The following is a 17,057-nucleotide window of genomic DNA, read 5'->3' as shown; positions in this document are numbered from 1 at the left end:
TAAAGGCGCATGTGACGAATATTCTTAATAATTTAAATCCAGAACAGCTAGAAGCTGTGACTTTGCCGCCGGTTAATGAGGCAGGTAATAGTCAATCAGCCATGATTTTAGCTGGTGCTGGCAGCGGTAAGACCAAGGTATTGACCACCAGAATCGCTTGGTTGATTCAAACAGGTCAGGCATCTCCAGTAGGTATCTTGGCGGTGACCTTCACCAATAAGGCCGCCAAAGAGATGTTGACGCGTCTTTCTGCCATGATGCCGATCAATACCCGGGGTATGTGGGTTGGCACCTTCCACGGCCTTTGTAATCGTTTATTGAGAGCTCACCACAAAGACGCCGGCTTGCCATCCACATTCCAGATTTTGGACACCCAAGATCAGTTGTCAGCCATCAAAAGGCTTTTAAAGTCACTCAAAATTGATGATGAAAAGTATCCGCCCAAGCAGCTGCAGTACTTTATTGCCCATGCCAAAGAAAAAGGCATGCGCGCCAAAGACATGGACCGTGGCGATTCATTCCAAAACACGATGGTTGAGTTGTATCAGGCTTACGAAGAGCAGTGTCAGCGTGAAGGCGTGGTTGATTTTGCAGAATTGTTACTGCGCAGCTATGAGCTTTTAAAACATCACCAACCGATACGTGAGCATTACCAAGAAAGATTCCGTCATATCTTGGTTGATGAGTTTCAAGACACCAATGCTTTGCAATACGCATGGCTAAAACTTTTATCCGGTCACGGCACATCATCACCAAGCTCCGTGTTTGCGGTCGGTGATGATGATCAAAGTATTTATGCCTTCAGGGGTGCTGATGTTGAGAACATGAAATTGTTTGAGCGTCACTACAAGCCTTACTTGGTAAAGCTTGAGCAGAACTATCGTTCATACGGACACATCCTGGATGCTGCCAATCATCTGATTGCCAATAACACTGAGCGTCTTGGTAAGAACCTTAGAACAGATGCAGGTCACGGTGAGCCTGTGAGAGTCTACGAAGCTGCCACTGATGGCACTGAAGCTGCGTGGATGGTTGATGAAATCAAGAGCTTGATCAACACGGGCAGCATGCGCACAGAGATCGCTATTCTGTATCGCAGCAATGCTCAGTCACGCATCATCGAGCATGGACTATTTTCTGCGGGCATTCCTTATCGTGTGTATGGCGGTTTGCGATTCTTTGAACGTGCTGAGATCAAACATGCGCTGGCTTATTTACGTTTATTAGAAAACCCGAATGACGATACTTCCTTTGCGCGAGTGGTGAACTTTCCAACTCGTGGCATCGGAGCGAAAAGTATTGAAACCTTGCAAGACAGTGCCAAATTAAATAATTGTTCTTTCTATGCTGCAGCCCCTTATTTGGAGGGTAAAGCAGGAACATCCATTTCAGCGTTTGTGCGCTTGATTGATCACATGCGTGATGCCACGCGTCACAACACACTGCCTGAGACTGTTGATTACGTGATTCAGCACAGCGGTTTGATTCAGCACTATTTGACAGAGCGTGAAGGTCAAGACCGTGTAGAGAACTTGCAAGAATTGGTCAACGCTGCCACAGCGTTCATCGCTGAAGAAGGCTTTGCCCAAGATACGGTGGCTGGTACAGATCAGAATGAAGTGATCACTGAGATGTCGCCTTTGGCTGGCTTCTTGGCGCATGCTTCACTAGAAGCAGGAGATAACCAAGCGCAAGCAGGTCAGGACGCTGTTCAGTTGATGACCGTGCATGCTGCCAAAGGTCTTGAGTTCACCAACGTCTTTATCACTGGTTTGGAAGAAGGTTTGTTCCCTCATGAAAACAGCATCAATGAAGATGATGGTCTTGAGGAAGAGCGACGCTTGATGTACGTGGCGATCACCAGAGCCAAGGAAAGATTATTTTTATCTCACACACAATCAAGACTGCTGCATGGTCAGGTGAGATATAACTTGCCTTCAAGATTTTTGGATGAATTACCAGCAGAGTCTTTGAAGCATTTGACGCCTAAAAACAAAGATGCACGTTGGGGCAGCAGTACGACGACCACCAGAATGCCGTCATGGTCTGAAGGCAGTGATTGGGGTGGGCCTGCAGCGACGATTCCAAGGTCTTCTAGAAACAGTGCCATCACTGTACCGGTCAGCAGCTTGCCGCAAAAAGACAATGGACATGGCTTCAGAGTTGGGCAAAGCGTGTTTCACACAAAATTTGGTGAGGGAAGAATTTTGGCCATCGAAGGTCAAGCTGATCAAGCCAAGGCCAATGTGAACTTCAATCGCCACGGCCCTAAATGGTTGCAATTAGCGATTGCTAAATTAACCGCCATTGATTGATCATTCTTTGTTGAAGCAGGCTTTCCAGGTGGCAAAGAATGAGCAGTACATAACTGTCAGAGCTGCCATTGAATAAGGCGGGATGATGAATGGGATGGCGGTTCGAAGACCAATGCTGTCAAGAAGTGCTTCCAAGAAAAATGGCACAGCAACAATCAGGACCGCCCAAATCATCAAGTAAAAAATAAAGGCAGATTTATTGGTCCAGCAAGCCACCCAGCTTGAGAAGAGTGCTTGAGCCACTGACATTTTTTCCCAAGCAACCAAGATGGGTGCGAACCACATCACCATGGCCACTGGCAAATAAAGTAAAAGACCAATGGTGAGGCCTGTGTACAAACCTTGAACATCTCTGATGGTTGGAGGTTGTTGTTGCGTTAAGAGTGTGACCAATTGCTTGAAATCAATAAAAGCACTGGCAATCAAACTTAAAATCAAAATGGCAAAGGCATAGACTGTGCCCAATACCAATAAATTCTTTTTGGTGATTGAGTCAGTGCCTCTGAAGCCTGCGAGGTAGACGGTGGGCATCACTCTCTCTCCACGAATCACCATTTGACAGGCTGTCATGAAGCCAACGGTGAGGGCTGGCGTCAAAAGCAAGACTGCAAAAACTCCGAACACAGGAATCAGGATTGCGAACTGAGCAATGAAGACGTATAGAAATACCAGCATCAGAAATGCCAGTGGGTTTTTCTTAAAAAGCCAGAAGCCTTGTCTTACCCAAACGTAACCGTCGCCGGATGGTGCTTTATTTAGTTGCATGTTTATCAGAGTTGTTCAGAATATTAGAGCTTACCTCACGACGTGAGATCAGAATTCTCTCAAAATGAGTAGGGTCATGTGGTGTCAACATTTTTGCCTCTCGGGGGAGGTGATAGTCCCAAAGGCGTGACACCCAAAAGCGCAGAGCAGCTGCGCGCAACATCATGTTCCAAGAATTGATTTCTGCTGGCTCAAAAGATCGAACCGCTTGATATTTTTCAATCATGCCAGCGTATCTTGCTGGGTCAATTTGACCAGTGGCTAAATCGATGCACCAGTCATTGATGGTGACCGCCAAATCAAACAACCATTTATCGTTGCCGGCGAAATAGAAGTCAAAAAATCCACCGAGTTCATCTTGCCCAGATGCGTTGTCAAACAACACATTGTCTCTGAATAAATCACAGTGACTTGGCCCTGAGGGCAGTGATTGGTATTCGGCACTATTGAAGAAATTGATTTGTGCTGCAAGCTCTGACTGAATCAGTTGATCTTGAGCTGGATTCAGATGAGGGATGACCAAAGGCACGGTGCTTTTCCACCAATCAATGCTGCGCAGGTTGGCTTGTGATAACTGAAAGTCTTGACCTGCTAAATGCATTTTGGCTAATGCCTCGCCCACCAATTCGCAATGGCGCACTGAAGGATTTAAAAATGATTTTCCAGAAAGCTTTGAAACGATGGTGGCAGGTTTGCCATTTAAGTCGCCAACGATCTGATGAGCATTGTTTCTAATAGGAGCTGGAACCTTGATGCCTTTTTTTGACAAATGCTCCATCAACTCCAAATAGTAGGGCAATTGTTCTTTTGATAAACGTTCGAACAAAGTCAAAACAAATTCTTGTTGAGTGCCACCGATTTGCGTGGTCAAGAAGAAATTAGAATTCTCGATACCGCTGCTAATACCTTTTAGTTCTGAAGCGATGCCTACTTGGTAGTTCTTTTGCAACCAAGCATTGACTTCATCGAGAGTGACTGAGGTGAAGACCGCCATAAGTATTAAAAGGGCATTCGAATCGTTGGCACACGATTCACGTTCTGATCTCTGATTTTTGGTGATGCCGCATCATCAGGAGTGCTGAGTTCGTAGCGAGTTCCAAAGGAGCTTTCAACCACTACTTCAGTTGCTTTGCCACCTTCTTTGTATTCCTTGATGCTTGTTCCGTCTGCCTCTTGATGCTGAAAAGTAGGCTTTTTTTCAGCCGATTTACCAGTTTCAGCATTATTTTTGATTTTTGGGGCAATTGGCTGCTGATTGATTCTTTGCAACTCTTCCGCGCTCAAACCTTGCGAGCTCTGTGCCATAAGTCCTTGAGATACAAGGATTAATGCTGTAGTAAGACCACTTAAAACAAGCTTAAAAGACGTGTTTTTTGAGGGGTTCATTTGAGAAAAAGTCGGTGTCATCATGCATCAATTGTACGATTGTGGGATGTCTACACATCGCCTTTTGCTAGTTGACGGTTCTAGCTACCTTTACCGTGCTTTTCATGCCATGCCAGATTTGCGCAATGCGCAAGGTTTTCCAACGGGCGCTATTCAAGGCATGGTCAATATGATGAGGCGCGCCAGAACAGAATTGGATGCCGATCACATCGCTTGTGTATTCGATGCCAAAGGAAAAACATTCCGCGATGAGATGTACCCAGAGTACAAGGCCAACCGTTCATCTATGCCAGAAGATCTGGCGATGCAAATTGATGCAATCCATCAAGTGGTGCGCGCCATGGGTTGGCCCGTATTAGTTGTGCCAGGTATTGAGGCTGATGATGTGATTGGAACTTTGGCCAAGCAAGCCAAGGCGGCTGATTGGAATGTGCTCATTTCAACGGGTGATAAAGATTTGGCGCAATTGGTGGAACCTGGCATCAGTTTGATCAACACCATGACAGAAGAGCGTTTGGATACTGCTGGCGTATTAAATAAATTTGGTGTTCCACCTGAAAGAATTGTTGATTACCTATCCATCATGGGTGATACCGTGGACAACGTTCCTGGTGTGCCTAAAGCCGGCCCTAAGACCGCTGTCAAATGGTTGAATGAGTTTGGCACCTTGGATGAGTTGATGAAACGATCTGCTGAGGTGAAGGGCGTTGTTGGAGAAAATTTACGTGCCAGCCTCGAGTGGTTACCTAAAGCCAGAGAATTGGTCACCGTCAAAATTGACTGTGACCTCAAAGAACATTTAATTGGTTTACATGAGCTTCATGCCAAGTCAGAAGACAAAGAAACCCTCAGAGAATTGTTCACGCAATTTGGGTTTAAATCTTTACTAAGAGAGTTGGATCGTGGATCTAACTCCGCTTCATCAGCAACTCAAGGGGCAAATCAAGGATCAACACAAGAAGCAAAAGATGAAAAACCTGCTGTTACAAAAGAGTTGTCAGGTGGAGATTTGCTGGGCTTTGTCGCTGAGCTGCCGACTGAAAAAATCGAGCGTCATTATTCATGTGTGACCACTGATGCTGAGCTCGAGGTTTGGTTAAAGAAAATCAATTCAGCCTCATTAACCTGTGTTGATACAGAAACAACCGGTTTGGATGCTCTCAGAGTTGATCTCGTGGGTATTTCATTGGCGGTTTCGCCTGGGGAAGCTTGTTACATTCCTTTGGCTCACACCACCAATGAAGATCAGTTGAATAAGCAATCAGTGCTTGAAAAACTGAAGCCGTGGTTGGAAAGTGATGAGCATGCCAAGCTTGGCCAAAACTTGAAATATGACATTCATATTTTTGACGGTTGTGGCATCAAGCTTCGTGGCATTCAGCACGACACGCTCTTGCAGTCTTATGTTTTGGAGTCGCACAGAAGTCATGACATGGATAGCTTGGCGATGCGTCACTTGGGTGAGAAAACCATTGCCTATGAAGAAGTTTGTGGCAAAGGTGTTCATCAAATCACTTTTGATCAAGTCAATCTTGAAACTGCCACGCAATATGCGGCTGAAGATGCTGATATCACTTTAAGACTTCATCACGCGATGTATCCAGCCATTGAGGCCGATGAAAAGTTATTGCGCATTTATCGCGAAATTGAAATGCCTGCGATGTTGGCTTTGGCAGTGATGGAGCGCAACGGTATTTTGATTGACAGTGCCAAGCTGGCCGCTCAGGGTCAAATCGTTGGACAACGTTTGCTTGAATTAGAAAAACAAATTCATGAACTCGCTGGCCAGCCTTTCAACATTCAGTCGCCCAAGCAAATCGCTGAAATATTGTTTGGCAAGCTTGAACTACCGGTTGTTAAGAAAACACCTTCTGGTGCGCCATCTACCGATGAAGAAGTATTGCAGAAGTTGGCGGAAAACTATCCCTTGCCCGCCAGAATCTTGGACTACAGAAGCTTGGCCAAGTTGCAATCAACATATATTGAAAAATTGCCAAGAATGGTCAATCCTAAAACGGGCAGGGTTCATACCAACTACTCTCAGGCAGTGGCCGTTACTGGGCGCTTGGCATCAAGCGAGCCAAATTTACAAAACATTCCAGTGAGAACTGAAGAAGGTAGAAAGATTCGCGAAGCCTTTATTGCTAAACCTGGATCAGTCATGGTTTCTGCAGACTACTCTCAAATTGAATTGCGCATCATGGCTCATATTGCTGAAGATGAGAGCTTGTTAAAAGCTTTTGCAGCAGGTGAAGATATTCATAAAGCCACCGCCGCTGAAATGTTCCATGTGGCGCTTGATCAAGTGAGTTCAGAGCAAAGACGTTATGCCAAGGTGATTAATTTTGGTTTGATCTATGGCATGAGCGCTTTTGGTTTAGCGGGCAATTTGGGCATTGAACGCTCAGCCGCTCAGCAATACATCGACACCTATTTTGCTAGGTACCCAGGCGTGGCCGATTACATGGCCAGTACCAGGGTTATTGCCAAAGAAAATGGATATGTTGAAACGGTTTTTGGCCGTCGTTTGTGGTTGCCTGAAATTAGAAGTGCCAATGGTATGCGTCGCCAGGGTGCTGAAAGAGCTGCGATCAATGCCCCGATGCAAGGAACGGCGGCAGATTTGATTAAATTGGCAATGATTGCGGTTCAGGATTGGATAGAGCAAAATCACATGCAAACATGTATGCTTTTACAAGTTCATGACGAATTGGTGCTTGAGGTGCCTGAGTCTGAGCTAGAGTTGGTGAAAGAAAATTTACCAAAACTGATGACGGGTGTTGCTTCATTGAAAGTGCCCTTATTGGTTGAAGTTGGAGTTGGTTCTAATTGGGAAGAAGCCCACTGATCATTAAAATGATCGCTAAAACGACTAAAACATTTATAGGAGAATGCTGTGGATAAGAATCTAATCAAAGAAGCTGAGTCACTATTGAATAACACGGGCACCGATCGCCGCAGTTTTTTAAAAGCGGGCGCTGTTGCATCTGTTGGTTTGGGATATGTTGCTGCTGCTGAACCAGTTTTGGCGCAGGCCATTCAAACAAACTTTGACGGCATTGATGCGCAAGAGGTCACTTTTTCTTCTAAAGGATTTGATGTTCCTGCCTATGTAGCAAGACCAAAGAAGGCGCCTAAAAATGGTTTGCCTGTGGTTTTTGTGATCAGTGAGATTTTTGGCGTTCATGAGTACATTGCCGACGTAGCAAGAAGATTTGCCAAGATGGGTTACATGGCCATTGCTCCTGAGTTGTTTGTGAGAGCAGGGGATCCTAATACTTTAGGCACCATGGCTGAAATTTTGAAAGAGATCGTTGGTAAGACGCCAGATGAGCAAGTGATGGCTGATGTTCAAGCTGGTATTGATTGGGCTGGCAAAAACGGTGGTGATGTTAAACGTGTGGGTATCACTGGTTTTTGTTGGGGTGGCCGCATCACTTGGTTAGCTTGTGCGCAAATTCCGCAAATGCGTGCGGGTGTGGCTTGGTATGGTCGTGTGATTGGAGACAAGACACCTAATAACCCATTGCACCCAGTAGACCTTGCTGCACAAATGAAGGCGCCTGTTCTAGGTTTATACGGTGGCGCAGACACTGGTATTTCTCTTGAGAGCGTTGATCAAATGAAGCAAGCTTTGGCTGCTGCAAAAGATAACAAGGCTGCACAAGCATCTCGTTTTGAAATTTATCCAGACGCACCGCACGCTTTCCACGCTGATTACCGAGCCACTTATCGTGAAGGCCCAGCAAAAGATGGTTGGGACAAGACCTTGGCGTGGTTCAAGCAACAAGGGGTTGTATGACTTTAGTTTGGATCATCCTGGCCACCACGGTGGCTGGGATATTGAGTATTGCTGCTGCAGCCAGTTTGTCTTTGACTGTTCTATCAAGAATGGTCAACAAGATGGTGAGTTTGTCGGTCGGTGTTTTATTAGCGACCGCTTTATTACATTCTTTGCCGGAAGCTTTTACAACGCCTGGCGCTGATATTGCTTCTTTATTTATTGCCTTGCTCGCAGGATTGCTGGGTTTCTTTATTTTGGAGAAGGCTGCTCTTTTAAGACACAGCCATCATCACGAGCACGATGGACATGGTCACCATCATGGCCATGATGCGGAGTCCGCTGGCAAGAGTGGTTGGGTTATTTTATTGGGCGATGGTTTACACAATTTTGCCGATGGTATTTTGATTGCCGCTGCATTTTTAGTGGATCCACAAATTGGTATTTTGACGGCTGTTGCGATTGCCTTGCATGAAATTCCGCAAGAAGTGGGTGATTTCATTATTTTGTTGAATGCCGGTTTTAGTAAAGCAAAAGCTTTGCTCTATAACTTCATTTCTAGCATGATGGCTGTGATTGGTGGCGTGCTTGGCTACTTCTTTTTAGACAGTGCAGAAGCCTTGATCCCATACGTCATCGTTTTGGCTTCTAGTAGTTTTATTTACATCGCTGTGAGCGATTTGATGCCGCAGATGCACAGACGACCAAAGCTCAAGGAATCGCTTGAGCAAATCGTTTTGATTGTTCTTGGCGTTATTTTGGTTTTGTTTATTTCAGAACTCAGCCACTTGGGTCATAGTCACTAGGACTCTTTTGTCACTGCTGAGCTAAAAACCCAAGCGATTTATTTTTCAATAGGGCGAGCAGGGTCTGCACACCACTCGCTCCAGCTGCCTGGATAAATCATGGATGATTTCAGACCAGCCAATTCCATCGCAAACATGTTGTGACAAGCCGTGATGCCTGAGCCGCATTGGTGAATGATGGATTCACTGGGAGTGTTACCCAAAACTTCTTTAAATTCTTTTGCTAAGACGTCGGCCGATTTAAATTGGCCATTGGCATCCAAGTTGTTTTTGAAGAAACGATTGATCGCACCAGGTATGTGACCACCCACAGGATCCAGCGTTTCATTTTCACCACGAAAGCGATCGGCTGAGCGTGCATCCAGAACCACGAATTTTTTGCTGGATAAATTATTAAGAATGTCTGAAGCTAAAAGCGCATCCTTATAGGCAGCTGCTTGACTGGTGTTCGATGAAGCAGAAGTATTGAGTCTTTGGTTTTCTGTTTTTTCAGTTGCAAAACCAGCGGCCAACCAAGTGGCATAGCCACCATTCAGTAATCGAACATTGTTGTGACCTGTGGCTCTTAACATCCACCACATTCTGACGGCGTACATACAAGACTGATTGTCATAAATGACGATGTTGCTATCTTTTGTGATGCCAAGACTGGCACATGTTTTGAGCCATTGCTCAATCGTTGGTAAAGGATGTCTGCCATTCTGACCATTTTTCTCAGAAGCTAAATCATGATCAACATCAACGAAGATAGCAGATGGAATGTGTCCATCTAAATAAGATTCATATCCTGCTTTAGGGTTGACTAGATCGGAGCGGCAATCAAACAATAAAAATGCTTTGCCTGATTCCAAGTCACTGTTTAATTCTGCAGCTTCAATCAATAGCATCATCAATCCTTTGTTTTGTTACTTCTTTACTTATAGGACATCGCTTTTCTGTACCACTCGTGGAAGTGTTGCATGCCATCTTCCATCGGGCTTTGATATGGGCCCACTTCGTTCACGCCGCGATCAAGAAGGGCTTTTCTACCTTGGTCCATGCGTTCTGCAATTTCGTCATCTTCAATGCATGTTTCCATGTAAGCAGCCCTCTCTGCTTCAATGAACTCACGTTCAAATAGAGCTAGTTCTTCTGGGTAATAAAACTCAACAATGTTTCTGGTTTTATTCGGGCCCATGGGCTGCAGTGTGGACACACATAAAACACCTGGGTACCACTCCACCATGATGTTCGGGTAGTAAGTTAACCAAATGGCGCCATGTTTTGGCATTTTTTCTGGGTGAGCTTTTAGTACTGCCTCGTGCCAACGTTGATAGGTTGGTGAGCCTGCGTGCTTCAATTGATTTTTAATGCCAACTGTTTGTACGCTGTACCAATCCCCAAATTGCCAAGATAAATCTTCGCAAGAAACGAACTTACCCAAGCCAGGATGGAATGGCTCTACGTGATAGTCCTCGAGGTAGACCTCGATGAATGTTTTCCAGTTGTAGTTGCATTCATGAACTTCAACGTGATCCAACATGTATCCAGAAAAATCTAGATCTTTTGAAATACCCATGTTCATTAAATCTTTATGAACATCTCTTGGGCCCTCAAATAAGAGACCTTGCCAATTTTGCAAAGGACTCTTACCTAAATTCAAGCAAGGCTGATCATCAAAATGCGGTGCACCCAATAAGGTGCCATCCGTTTTATAGGTCCAGCGGTGTAATGGGCAAACAATGTTGTCTACATGGCCTCGTCCGTTGAGCATGATGGCCTGACGGTGGCGACACACATTTGAGAGCAGTTCAATCCCTTGATCGTTGCGGATCAATACACGACCTTCATTCTCAGCGCTTAAAGTTTGATAGTCGCCAATCTCTGGGACCATGAGCTCATGACCGACGTAACCAGGCCCCTGCTTAAAAAGCAGGTCAATTTCTCTTTGATACAGCTCTGCATCAAAGTAAGCCGATACTGGCAGTTGTAGCTTGGACTGCGCAAGATGCTGCGCGCTAGCTAGATTAGTCATTCTTCCCACCCCCGAAAAAAGTCAGCCGAAGCTAAGCGGAATAACCAATCCAACCATCGACGGGTCGATATTGGATAGGGAAAAAGATTATAACCGTCCCTAAAGCCTTAAAATCGGTCAGTGAATTGTTTTTTATCAAATAAAAGGGATTTTTATGCCTAAAAAGACTGGCGCTGAAGCTGCTTCTGCTTCCCCCACTTCTTTGAGCCCTGATCTTCGTTATGAGGATGCTGTTTCTGAGCTCGAAGGTTTGATCGCGACCATGGAGTCTGGCAAGTTAAGTCTTGAAGATACCTTGACGGCCTATAAGCGTGGCGCTGAATTATTGAAGCATTGCCAGCATGTTTTAGAGCAGGTTGAGCAACAAGTGAAGATGGTTCAGGGTTAAGGAATAGTTTGAAGCTGAGTGATACAACTTCTGTCTGGCTACAACGTTCAACGGAGCGTGTGGATCAGGCCATCCTCAGATATTTTGATGATCAAGCGTCAGTTGCATCAGGCTTGAAAACTGCCATGCACTACGCCGCCACAGGTGGTGGTAAACGAGTTCGCCCTTTATTGACTTACGCAACAGCCAGTCTTGCTGGCAAAGAGTTGGACCAGGTGGCTGGAGTTGATGCTTGTGCAGTGGCTCTGGAGTTGTTTCACACATATTCATTGGTTCATGATGATTTGCCTTGCATGGATAACGATGATCTGCGTCGTGGCAGACCAACCGTTCATAAAGCGTTTGATGAAGCCAGTGCCTTGTTGGTGGGCGATGCCCTACAAACTATGGCATTTCAGTTGATTGCGCAAAGCGCACTCAATGATGCACAGAAAGTGCAAGTGATCACAAGCCTGAGCATGGCCGGCGGTATGGCTGGCATGGCAGGTGGTCAAGCGATTGATTTGGCAAGTGTTGGCAAACAGTTAACGCAAAACGAACTCGAGCAGATGCACCGTTTAAAAACGGGAGCCCTGTTAAGGACGGCTGTGCAAATCGGTGCGATTGCGATTGATTTGAATGAGCAAGAAAAGAAATCCTTGGATGTTTTTGCCAGTGCCTTAGGTTTGGCATTTCAGGTGGTGGATGATGTTTTGGATGCGAGTTCAGACAGTCAAACTTTGGGCAAAACTGCCGGAAAAGATGCCGCTGCCAATAAACCAACATTTGTTTCTTTGATGGGTTTAGAGGGCGCAAGAGAATTTGCAAGACAATTGCATCAAGAAGCCCTCGATAGTCTGAGCGTTTGGGGCGAAAATGCTGATTTGTTAAGAGCTATTGCTAGTAAAGTAGTAAACAGAGATAGCTGATAGCTGTTGTGAAAGCTGTAATTAAAATAATTTATGACTGATTTACTTAAAACAATTGATGATCCAAAAGATTTACGAGAATTAAATCGTGATCAATTACCAAAGCTTGCGGCAGAGTTGCGCGAGTTCTTGGTGGATTCTGTCGCGAAGACAGGTGGACATCTATCGTCTAATTTGGGTACTGTTGAATTAACAGTGGCCTTGCATTACGTTTTTCAAACCCCTTATGACCGTTTGATTTGGGATGTGGGTCATCAAAGTTATCCGCATAAAATTTTGACCGGTCGTCGTGAGCGCATGGGCACGCTCAGACAGTATGGTGGTATCTCAGGTTTCCCGCGTCGTTCTGAGAGTGAATACGATACTTTTGGTACAGCGCATTCTTCAACCAGTATCTCTGCAGCGATTGGTATGGCACTGGGTGCTCGTGCCCAAGGCGAAAAGCGCGTGGCTGTGGCGGTGATTGGTGATGGCGCGATGAGTGCTGGTATGGCCTTTGAAGCATTGAACAACGGCGGTATACACAAGGACTTGCCTTTGGTCGTGATTCTTAACGACAACGATATGTCGATTTCTCCAGCAGTAGGTGCCTTGAATCGTTATTTGGCGCGCTTGATGAGTGGTCGTTTTTACGCTGCCACTAAAAAAGGTTTGGACAGTGTTTTGTCGATGGCACCTCCTTTGCGAGAATTTGCAAAAAGATTAGAAGAGCACGCTAAGGGCATGGTTGTGCCTGGAACTATTTTTGAAGAGTTTGGTTTTAATTACATTGGTCCAATTGATGGTCATGATCTTGACTCTTTGGTGCCAACCCTACAAAACGTCAGACGTTTGGCTCTTGATGGTGAAGGCCCACAGTTTTTGCACGTGGTCACCAAAAAAGGACAAGGGTACAAATTAGCAGAAGCTGATCCTATTCTTTATCACGGACCAGGCAAGTTTGATCCTGCACAAGGAATTGCACCTGCAAAACCAAACACCCCAAGTAAAAAAACATTCACACAAGTGTTTGGTGACTGGGTGTGCGATATGGCTGAGGCAGACAAGCGCCTGGTAGCTGTCACGCCAGCGATGCGCGAAGGATCTGGTCTGGTTGATTTTGAGGCACGTTTCCCTGATCGTTATTTTGATGTGGGTATTGCTGAACAACACGCGGTGACCTTTGCTGGTGGTTTGGCTTGTGAAGGCATGAAACCAGTTGTTGCGATTTACTCAACATTCTTGCAACGTGGTTACGATCAGTTGATCCATGATGTGGCTTTGCAAGATCTGCCAGTTGTCTTTGCGATGGATCGATCAGGTTTGGTGGGTGCAGACGGTGCCACACATGCTGGCGCTTATGACATCCCTTATTTGCGCTGTATTCCAAACATGTTGTTGATGGCTCCTGCAGACGAAGCAGAGTGCCGTGATTTATTGACCACTGCCTTTAAACAAAATCATCCATCGGCTGTGCGTTATCCGCGCGGCGCTGGAGTTGGTGCGGTCGTGAGCAAAGAGCTCAAAGAGTTACCGCTTGGTAAAGCTGAAATCAGACGGAGCACTTCAGGTCTTCAAGGTAAAAAAGTGGCGATTCTTGCATTTGGTACTTTGTTGTACCCAGCGCTAGAAGTTGCGCCTGACTTTGATGCCACCGTTGTGAATATGCGATTCATCAAACCATTGGATGTTGATCTTGTGTGCAAGATGGCCCAAGAGCACGACTTGATTGTCACCCTAGAAGAAGGTGCTGTGGGTGGTGGAGCAGGCAGTGCTTGCCTTGAAGCTTTGTCAGTTGCGGGCATTAAAGTGGCCACTTTGGTGCTTGGTTTGCCTGATCGATTCGTTGATCATGGGGACCATGCCTTGCTGATGAAAGAATGTGGTCTGGATGCAGCGGGTATCCGCAAAGCCATTGCAGAAAAGCTGGGAATTCCAGCAAAACAGCAAGCTGCGTAAAATTGCAGGACAATATGACCATGAATGACATCAACACATCTTTCCTAAAAACATCGGCCATGGCCGATGTTCAGTCGTCTGTAGACCATCGCAACATCGTGATTAATCGCGTTGGAATTCGTGGCGTGCGCCATCCTATTCAGGTAACAACCGAATCAGGCGTGCAACCAAGCGTTGCCATGATTGATTTAGATGTTTTATTGCCAGCGGATAAAAAGGGCACACACATGTCCCGCTTTATCGCTTTGCTACAAGACAGTCATGCGCCTTTGAATGCTCATGAGATGCGTTCGATGATTGGCAAAATGTTGCCATTGCTAGAAGCTCAGGCTGGTCAGATTTCACTTAAGTACACTCACTTCATCAACAAGACAGCGCCTATCTCTGGTGTGCAGAGCTTGCTTGATTACGATGTGACGTGGGTAGCCAACGCTAAAAATGTGAATGGCCAAGTAGAGGTAGATTTAAAGCTTCAAGCTGTTGTGCCTGTCACAAGCTTGTGCCCATGCTCAAAAGAGATTTCTGAGTACGGTGCTCACAATCAACGCTCACATGTCACGATGAATGTGACTTTGCAAAAAGACATTGATTTGAGTATTGAAGATTTGGTCAGAATCGCTGAAGCAGAGGCTTCATGTGAGTTGTGGGGCTTGTTAAAGCGCCCTGACGAAAAGTATGTGACCGAAAGAGCTTATGACAATCCAAAGTTTGTAGAAGATTTGGTGCGTGATGTGGCTGGTCGATTAAAAGCGGATGCAAGAATCAAATTGTTTGTTGTTGAAGCTGAAAACTTTGAATCGATTCACAATCACAGTGCGTATGCACTGATTCAGTCAGACTAACTCTTTTAGAGTTTTACTCTAATTCATCTAGAGGCCATCTAGGTCTCACATCAAATCCCCAATCTTTGGTAGCAAGTTGGGAATTTTTCTTTAGGCGCATAGCCCCAGCAAAAGCAATCATCGCGCCATTGTCGGTACACAAATGCATCGGTGGGTAATGAACTGAGAAACCTTCTTTGGCGCAAGACTGCCCCAATGATTCTCTGAGTTGTTCGTTGGCGCCAACACCACCAGCCACAACCAAGGTTGTTAAACCACTTTGCTTTAAGGCATTGATAGATTTACTGACCAACACCTCAACGATGGCATCAACAAATCCTCTGGCGACATCCGCTTTGGCGGAGTCACTCAAGTGACCATTGTTGGCAGCAGTGACTTTTTTAACTTGGGTCAGTACCGATGTTTTTAAACCAGCAAATGAAAAATCCAAATCACCAGAATGTTTCATGGGTCTAGGGAATTGATGGGTGCTTGGATTGCCAGTTTTAGCTAAATTTGAAACAGCTGGTCCTCCCGGATAGCTCAAGCCTAACATCTTGGCAGTTTTATCAAACGCCTCACCGGCAGCATCATCCAAAGTTTCTCCAAGGATTGTGTATTCGCCAACCCCAGTGACTTTCATGAGCTGTGTGTGCCCACCTGAGACCAAGAGGGCCACAAATGGGAACTGAATATTGGCGTCATCAGCCAATAATGGCGATAAAAGATGGCCTTCTAGGTGGTGAATGCCCAAAACGGGCTTATTCAGGGCCAGAGCCATGCCTTTTGCCACGGATGCTCCCACCAAAAGAGCCCCAGCCAAGCCTGGGCCTTGGGTAAAAGCGATCGCATCAATGTCTTCTAAGCCCCCAGGTGTTTCTTTAAGTACTTGATTTATAAGGGGTAATATTCTTTTGATGTGGTCTCTGGAGGCCAATTCTGGTACCACGCCGCCATAATCAATGTGCATGGCTATTTGAGAGTACAGGGCTTGGCCTAATAAGCCCATCCCAGCAGGCTTCCCGGCCTCCCAGGGGGCTGTATCGACAATTGCCACACCTGTTTCATCACAAGAAGTTTCTATACCAAGTACTCGCATGACTGTATTTTGCCGTGCTACAATCTCGTTTTACAGTTTTTTCTGACTTTTTTTTCAGATCCTATTTAGAGAACTACAGCATGACAACAATCCGCTTACGCGAAAACGAACCTTTTGAAGTAGCACTGCGCCGTTTCAAGCGCACCATCGAGAAGAACGGTCTTTTGACTGAGTTACGTGCTCGTGAGTTCTACGAAAAGCCAACAGCTGAGCGCAAGCGCTTGAAAGCTGCTGCTGCTAAACGCCATTACAAGCGTATTCGCAGCCAGATGTTGCCTAAGAAAATGTATTAATTTTTTCTCAGGCTGGATTTCTAGCCTTGGGATAAGACAAACCCACTGACGGTTATCCCGCAGTGGGTTTTTTCATTTGAGGAGTAAAGATGAGCTTAAAAGACCAAATCACAGAAGATATGAAAAACGCCATGCGTGCAAAAGACACTGCTCGCTTGGGAACCATCCGTTTATTGTTGGCTGCCATGAAGCAAAAAGAAGTGGATGAGCGCATTGAATTGGATGACGGCGCAGTGGTTGCCATCATTGAAAAGTTGATCAAGCAACGCAAAGATTCTATTTCTCAATTTCAGGCAGCCAATCGTGATGACTTGGTAGCGATTGAGAATGCTGAGCTGATTGTTTTGCAGACTTACATGCCAGAGCAAATGTCTGAAGCTGAAGTGGCGGCAGTGGTTGCAAAAGCAGTGACAGAAGTTGGCGCAACTGGACCACAAGATATGGGCAAGGTCATGGGTCTTGTTAAATCACAATTGGCTGGTAAAGCGGATATGGGTGTTGTCTCTGCTCAAGTGAAAGCTGCTTTAACAAAATAAAGAATTG

The 17,057-nt window shown here is 45.6% G+C and carries 16 protein-coding genes; 10 read left to right on the top strand and 6 right to left on the bottom strand.

Features of this window, described 5'->3' with window-relative positions; genetic code table 11:
* Nucleotides 1–11: 11 nt before the first annotated feature.
* Entirely contained in the window at nucleotides 12–2,315 is a 2,304-nt protein-coding gene (locus GQ367_RS06915; RefSeq protein ID WP_215290224.1) for a UvrD-helicase domain-containing protein, read from the top strand.
* On the opposite strand, the gene GQ367_RS06910 is transcribed toward GQ367_RS06915, so the two are convergent.
* The 3 genes from GQ367_RS06910 to GQ367_RS06900 are packed head-to-tail and all read right to left on the bottom strand — an operon-like array spanning nucleotide 2,316 to nucleotide 4,385.
* Nucleotides 2,316–3,080, bottom strand: coding sequence for a BPSS1780 family membrane protein (locus GQ367_RS06910; RefSeq protein WP_215290222.1), 765 nt, complete (start codon nucleotides 3,078–3,080; stop codon nucleotides 2,316–2,318). It lies immediately after the preceding gene.
* Nucleotides 3,067–4,074, bottom strand: a complete 1,008-nt coding sequence (locus tag GQ367_RS06905; RefSeq protein ID WP_215290220.1) for a homoserine kinase — start codon at nucleotides 4,072–4,074, stop codon at nucleotides 3,067–3,069. The genes GQ367_RS06910 and GQ367_RS06905 overlap by 14 nt, the downstream gene beginning before the upstream one ends.
* 5 nt (nucleotides 4,075–4,079) lie before the next feature.
* The gene (locus tag GQ367_RS06900; RefSeq protein WP_215290218.1) at nucleotides 4,080–4,385 is read right to left on the bottom strand and encodes a hypothetical protein; all 306 of its coding nucleotides are present in this window, start codon (nucleotides 4,383–4,385) and stop codon (nucleotides 4,080–4,082) included.
* 103 nt (nucleotides 4,386–4,488) lie between these two features.
* Between GQ367_RS06900 and polA the strand changes: the two genes are divergently transcribed.
* The 3 genes from polA to GQ367_RS06885 are packed head-to-tail and all read left to right on the top strand — an operon-like array spanning nucleotide 4,489 to nucleotide 9,053.
* Nucleotides 4,489–7,314, top strand: coding sequence for a DNA polymerase I (gene polA / locus GQ367_RS06895; protein WP_251370147.1), 2,826 nt, complete (start codon nucleotides 4,489–4,491; stop codon nucleotides 7,312–7,314).
* A 48-nt stretch (nucleotides 7,315–7,362) separates the two neighbouring features.
* On the top strand, nucleotides 7,363–8,268 hold the full coding sequence (locus tag GQ367_RS06890) for a dienelactone hydrolase family protein (protein WP_215290212.1): 906 nt from the start codon (nucleotides 7,363–7,365) through the stop codon (nucleotides 8,266–8,268).
* Nucleotides 8,265–9,053, top strand: a complete 789-nt coding sequence (locus GQ367_RS06885; RefSeq protein ID WP_215290210.1) for a ZIP family metal transporter — start codon at nucleotides 8,265–8,267, stop codon at nucleotides 9,051–9,053. The genes GQ367_RS06890 and GQ367_RS06885 overlap by 4 nt, the downstream gene beginning before the upstream one ends.
* 38 nt (nucleotides 9,054–9,091) lie before the next feature.
* On the opposite strand, the gene GQ367_RS06880 is transcribed toward GQ367_RS06885, so the two are convergent.
* Both GQ367_RS06880 and GQ367_RS06875 read right to left on the bottom strand, forming a co-directional pair.
* Nucleotides 9,092–9,943: a sulfurtransferase gene (locus GQ367_RS06880; RefSeq protein WP_215290208.1), complete on the bottom strand. Its 852-nt coding sequence runs from the start codon at nucleotides 9,941–9,943 to the stop codon at nucleotides 9,092–9,094.
* A gap of 23 nt (nucleotides 9,944–9,966) precedes the next feature.
* Nucleotides 9,967–11,067 carry an aromatic ring-hydroxylating dioxygenase subunit alpha gene (locus GQ367_RS06875; RefSeq protein WP_215290206.1) on the bottom strand — a complete coding sequence of 367 codons (1,101 nt, stop codon included), beginning with the start codon at nucleotides 11,065–11,067 and terminating at the stop codon, nucleotides 9,967–9,969.
* A gap of 154 nt (nucleotides 11,068–11,221) precedes the next feature.
* Between GQ367_RS06875 and xseB the strand changes: the two genes are divergently transcribed.
* Genes xseB through folE2 form a run of 4 tightly spaced genes read left to right on the top strand, consistent with a single transcriptional unit; the run spans nucleotide 11,222 to nucleotide 15,143 of the window.
* Nucleotides 11,222–11,455, top strand: coding sequence for an exodeoxyribonuclease VII small subunit (gene xseB, locus GQ367_RS06870; protein WP_215290204.1), 234 nt, complete (start codon nucleotides 11,222–11,224; stop codon nucleotides 11,453–11,455).
* 8 nt (nucleotides 11,456–11,463) lie between these two features.
* A complete protein-coding gene (locus GQ367_RS06865) occupies nucleotides 11,464–12,363 on the top strand; it encodes a polyprenyl synthetase family protein (protein WP_251370146.1) in 900 nt (299 codons plus the stop codon).
* Between the two features lie 33 nt (nucleotides 12,364–12,396).
* Complete coding sequence (gene dxs, locus GQ367_RS06860) at nucleotides 12,397–14,301, top strand: 1-deoxy-D-xylulose-5-phosphate synthase (RefSeq protein WP_215290202.1); 1,905 nt, start codon at nucleotides 12,397–12,399, stop codon at nucleotides 14,299–14,301.
* Between the two features lie 20 nt (nucleotides 14,302–14,321).
* On the top strand, nucleotides 14,322–15,143 hold the full coding sequence (folE2, locus tag GQ367_RS06855; protein ID WP_215291916.1) for a GTP cyclohydrolase FolE2: 822 nt from the start codon (nucleotides 14,322–14,324) through the stop codon (nucleotides 15,141–15,143).
* 13 nt (nucleotides 15,144–15,156) lie between these two features.
* Here the strand turns inward: folE2 and tsaD are convergent, their stop codons facing one another.
* Nucleotides 15,157–16,221, bottom strand: a complete 1,065-nt coding sequence (gene tsaD / locus GQ367_RS06850) for a tRNA (adenosine(37)-N6)-threonylcarbamoyltransferase complex transferase subunit TsaD (protein WP_215290200.1) — start codon at nucleotides 16,219–16,221, stop codon at nucleotides 15,157–15,159.
* A gap of 80 nt (nucleotides 16,222–16,301) precedes the next feature.
* Here tsaD and rpsU point away from each other — a divergent pair, with 80 nt between their 5' ends.
* Both rpsU and GQ367_RS06840 read left to right on the top strand, forming a co-directional pair.
* Nucleotides 16,302–16,514, top strand: a complete 213-nt coding sequence (rpsU, locus tag GQ367_RS06845; RefSeq protein ID WP_088813122.1) for a 30S ribosomal protein S21 — start codon at nucleotides 16,302–16,304, stop codon at nucleotides 16,512–16,514.
* An 89-nt stretch (nucleotides 16,515–16,603) separates the two neighbouring features.
* Nucleotides 16,604–17,050, top strand: coding sequence for a GatB/YqeY domain-containing protein (locus GQ367_RS06840; protein WP_215290198.1), 447 nt, complete (start codon nucleotides 16,604–16,606; stop codon nucleotides 17,048–17,050).
* Nucleotides 17,051–17,057: the final 7 nt, after the last annotated feature.

This window comes from Polynucleobacter sp. MWH-CaK5 (genome assembly GCF_018687615.1).
Classification (GTDB): Bacteria; Pseudomonadota; Gammaproteobacteria; order Burkholderiales; family Burkholderiaceae; genus Polynucleobacter.
Note: the sequence above shows the minus strand (reverse complement) of the source record. Positions and strands in the feature narration are given on the sequence as shown.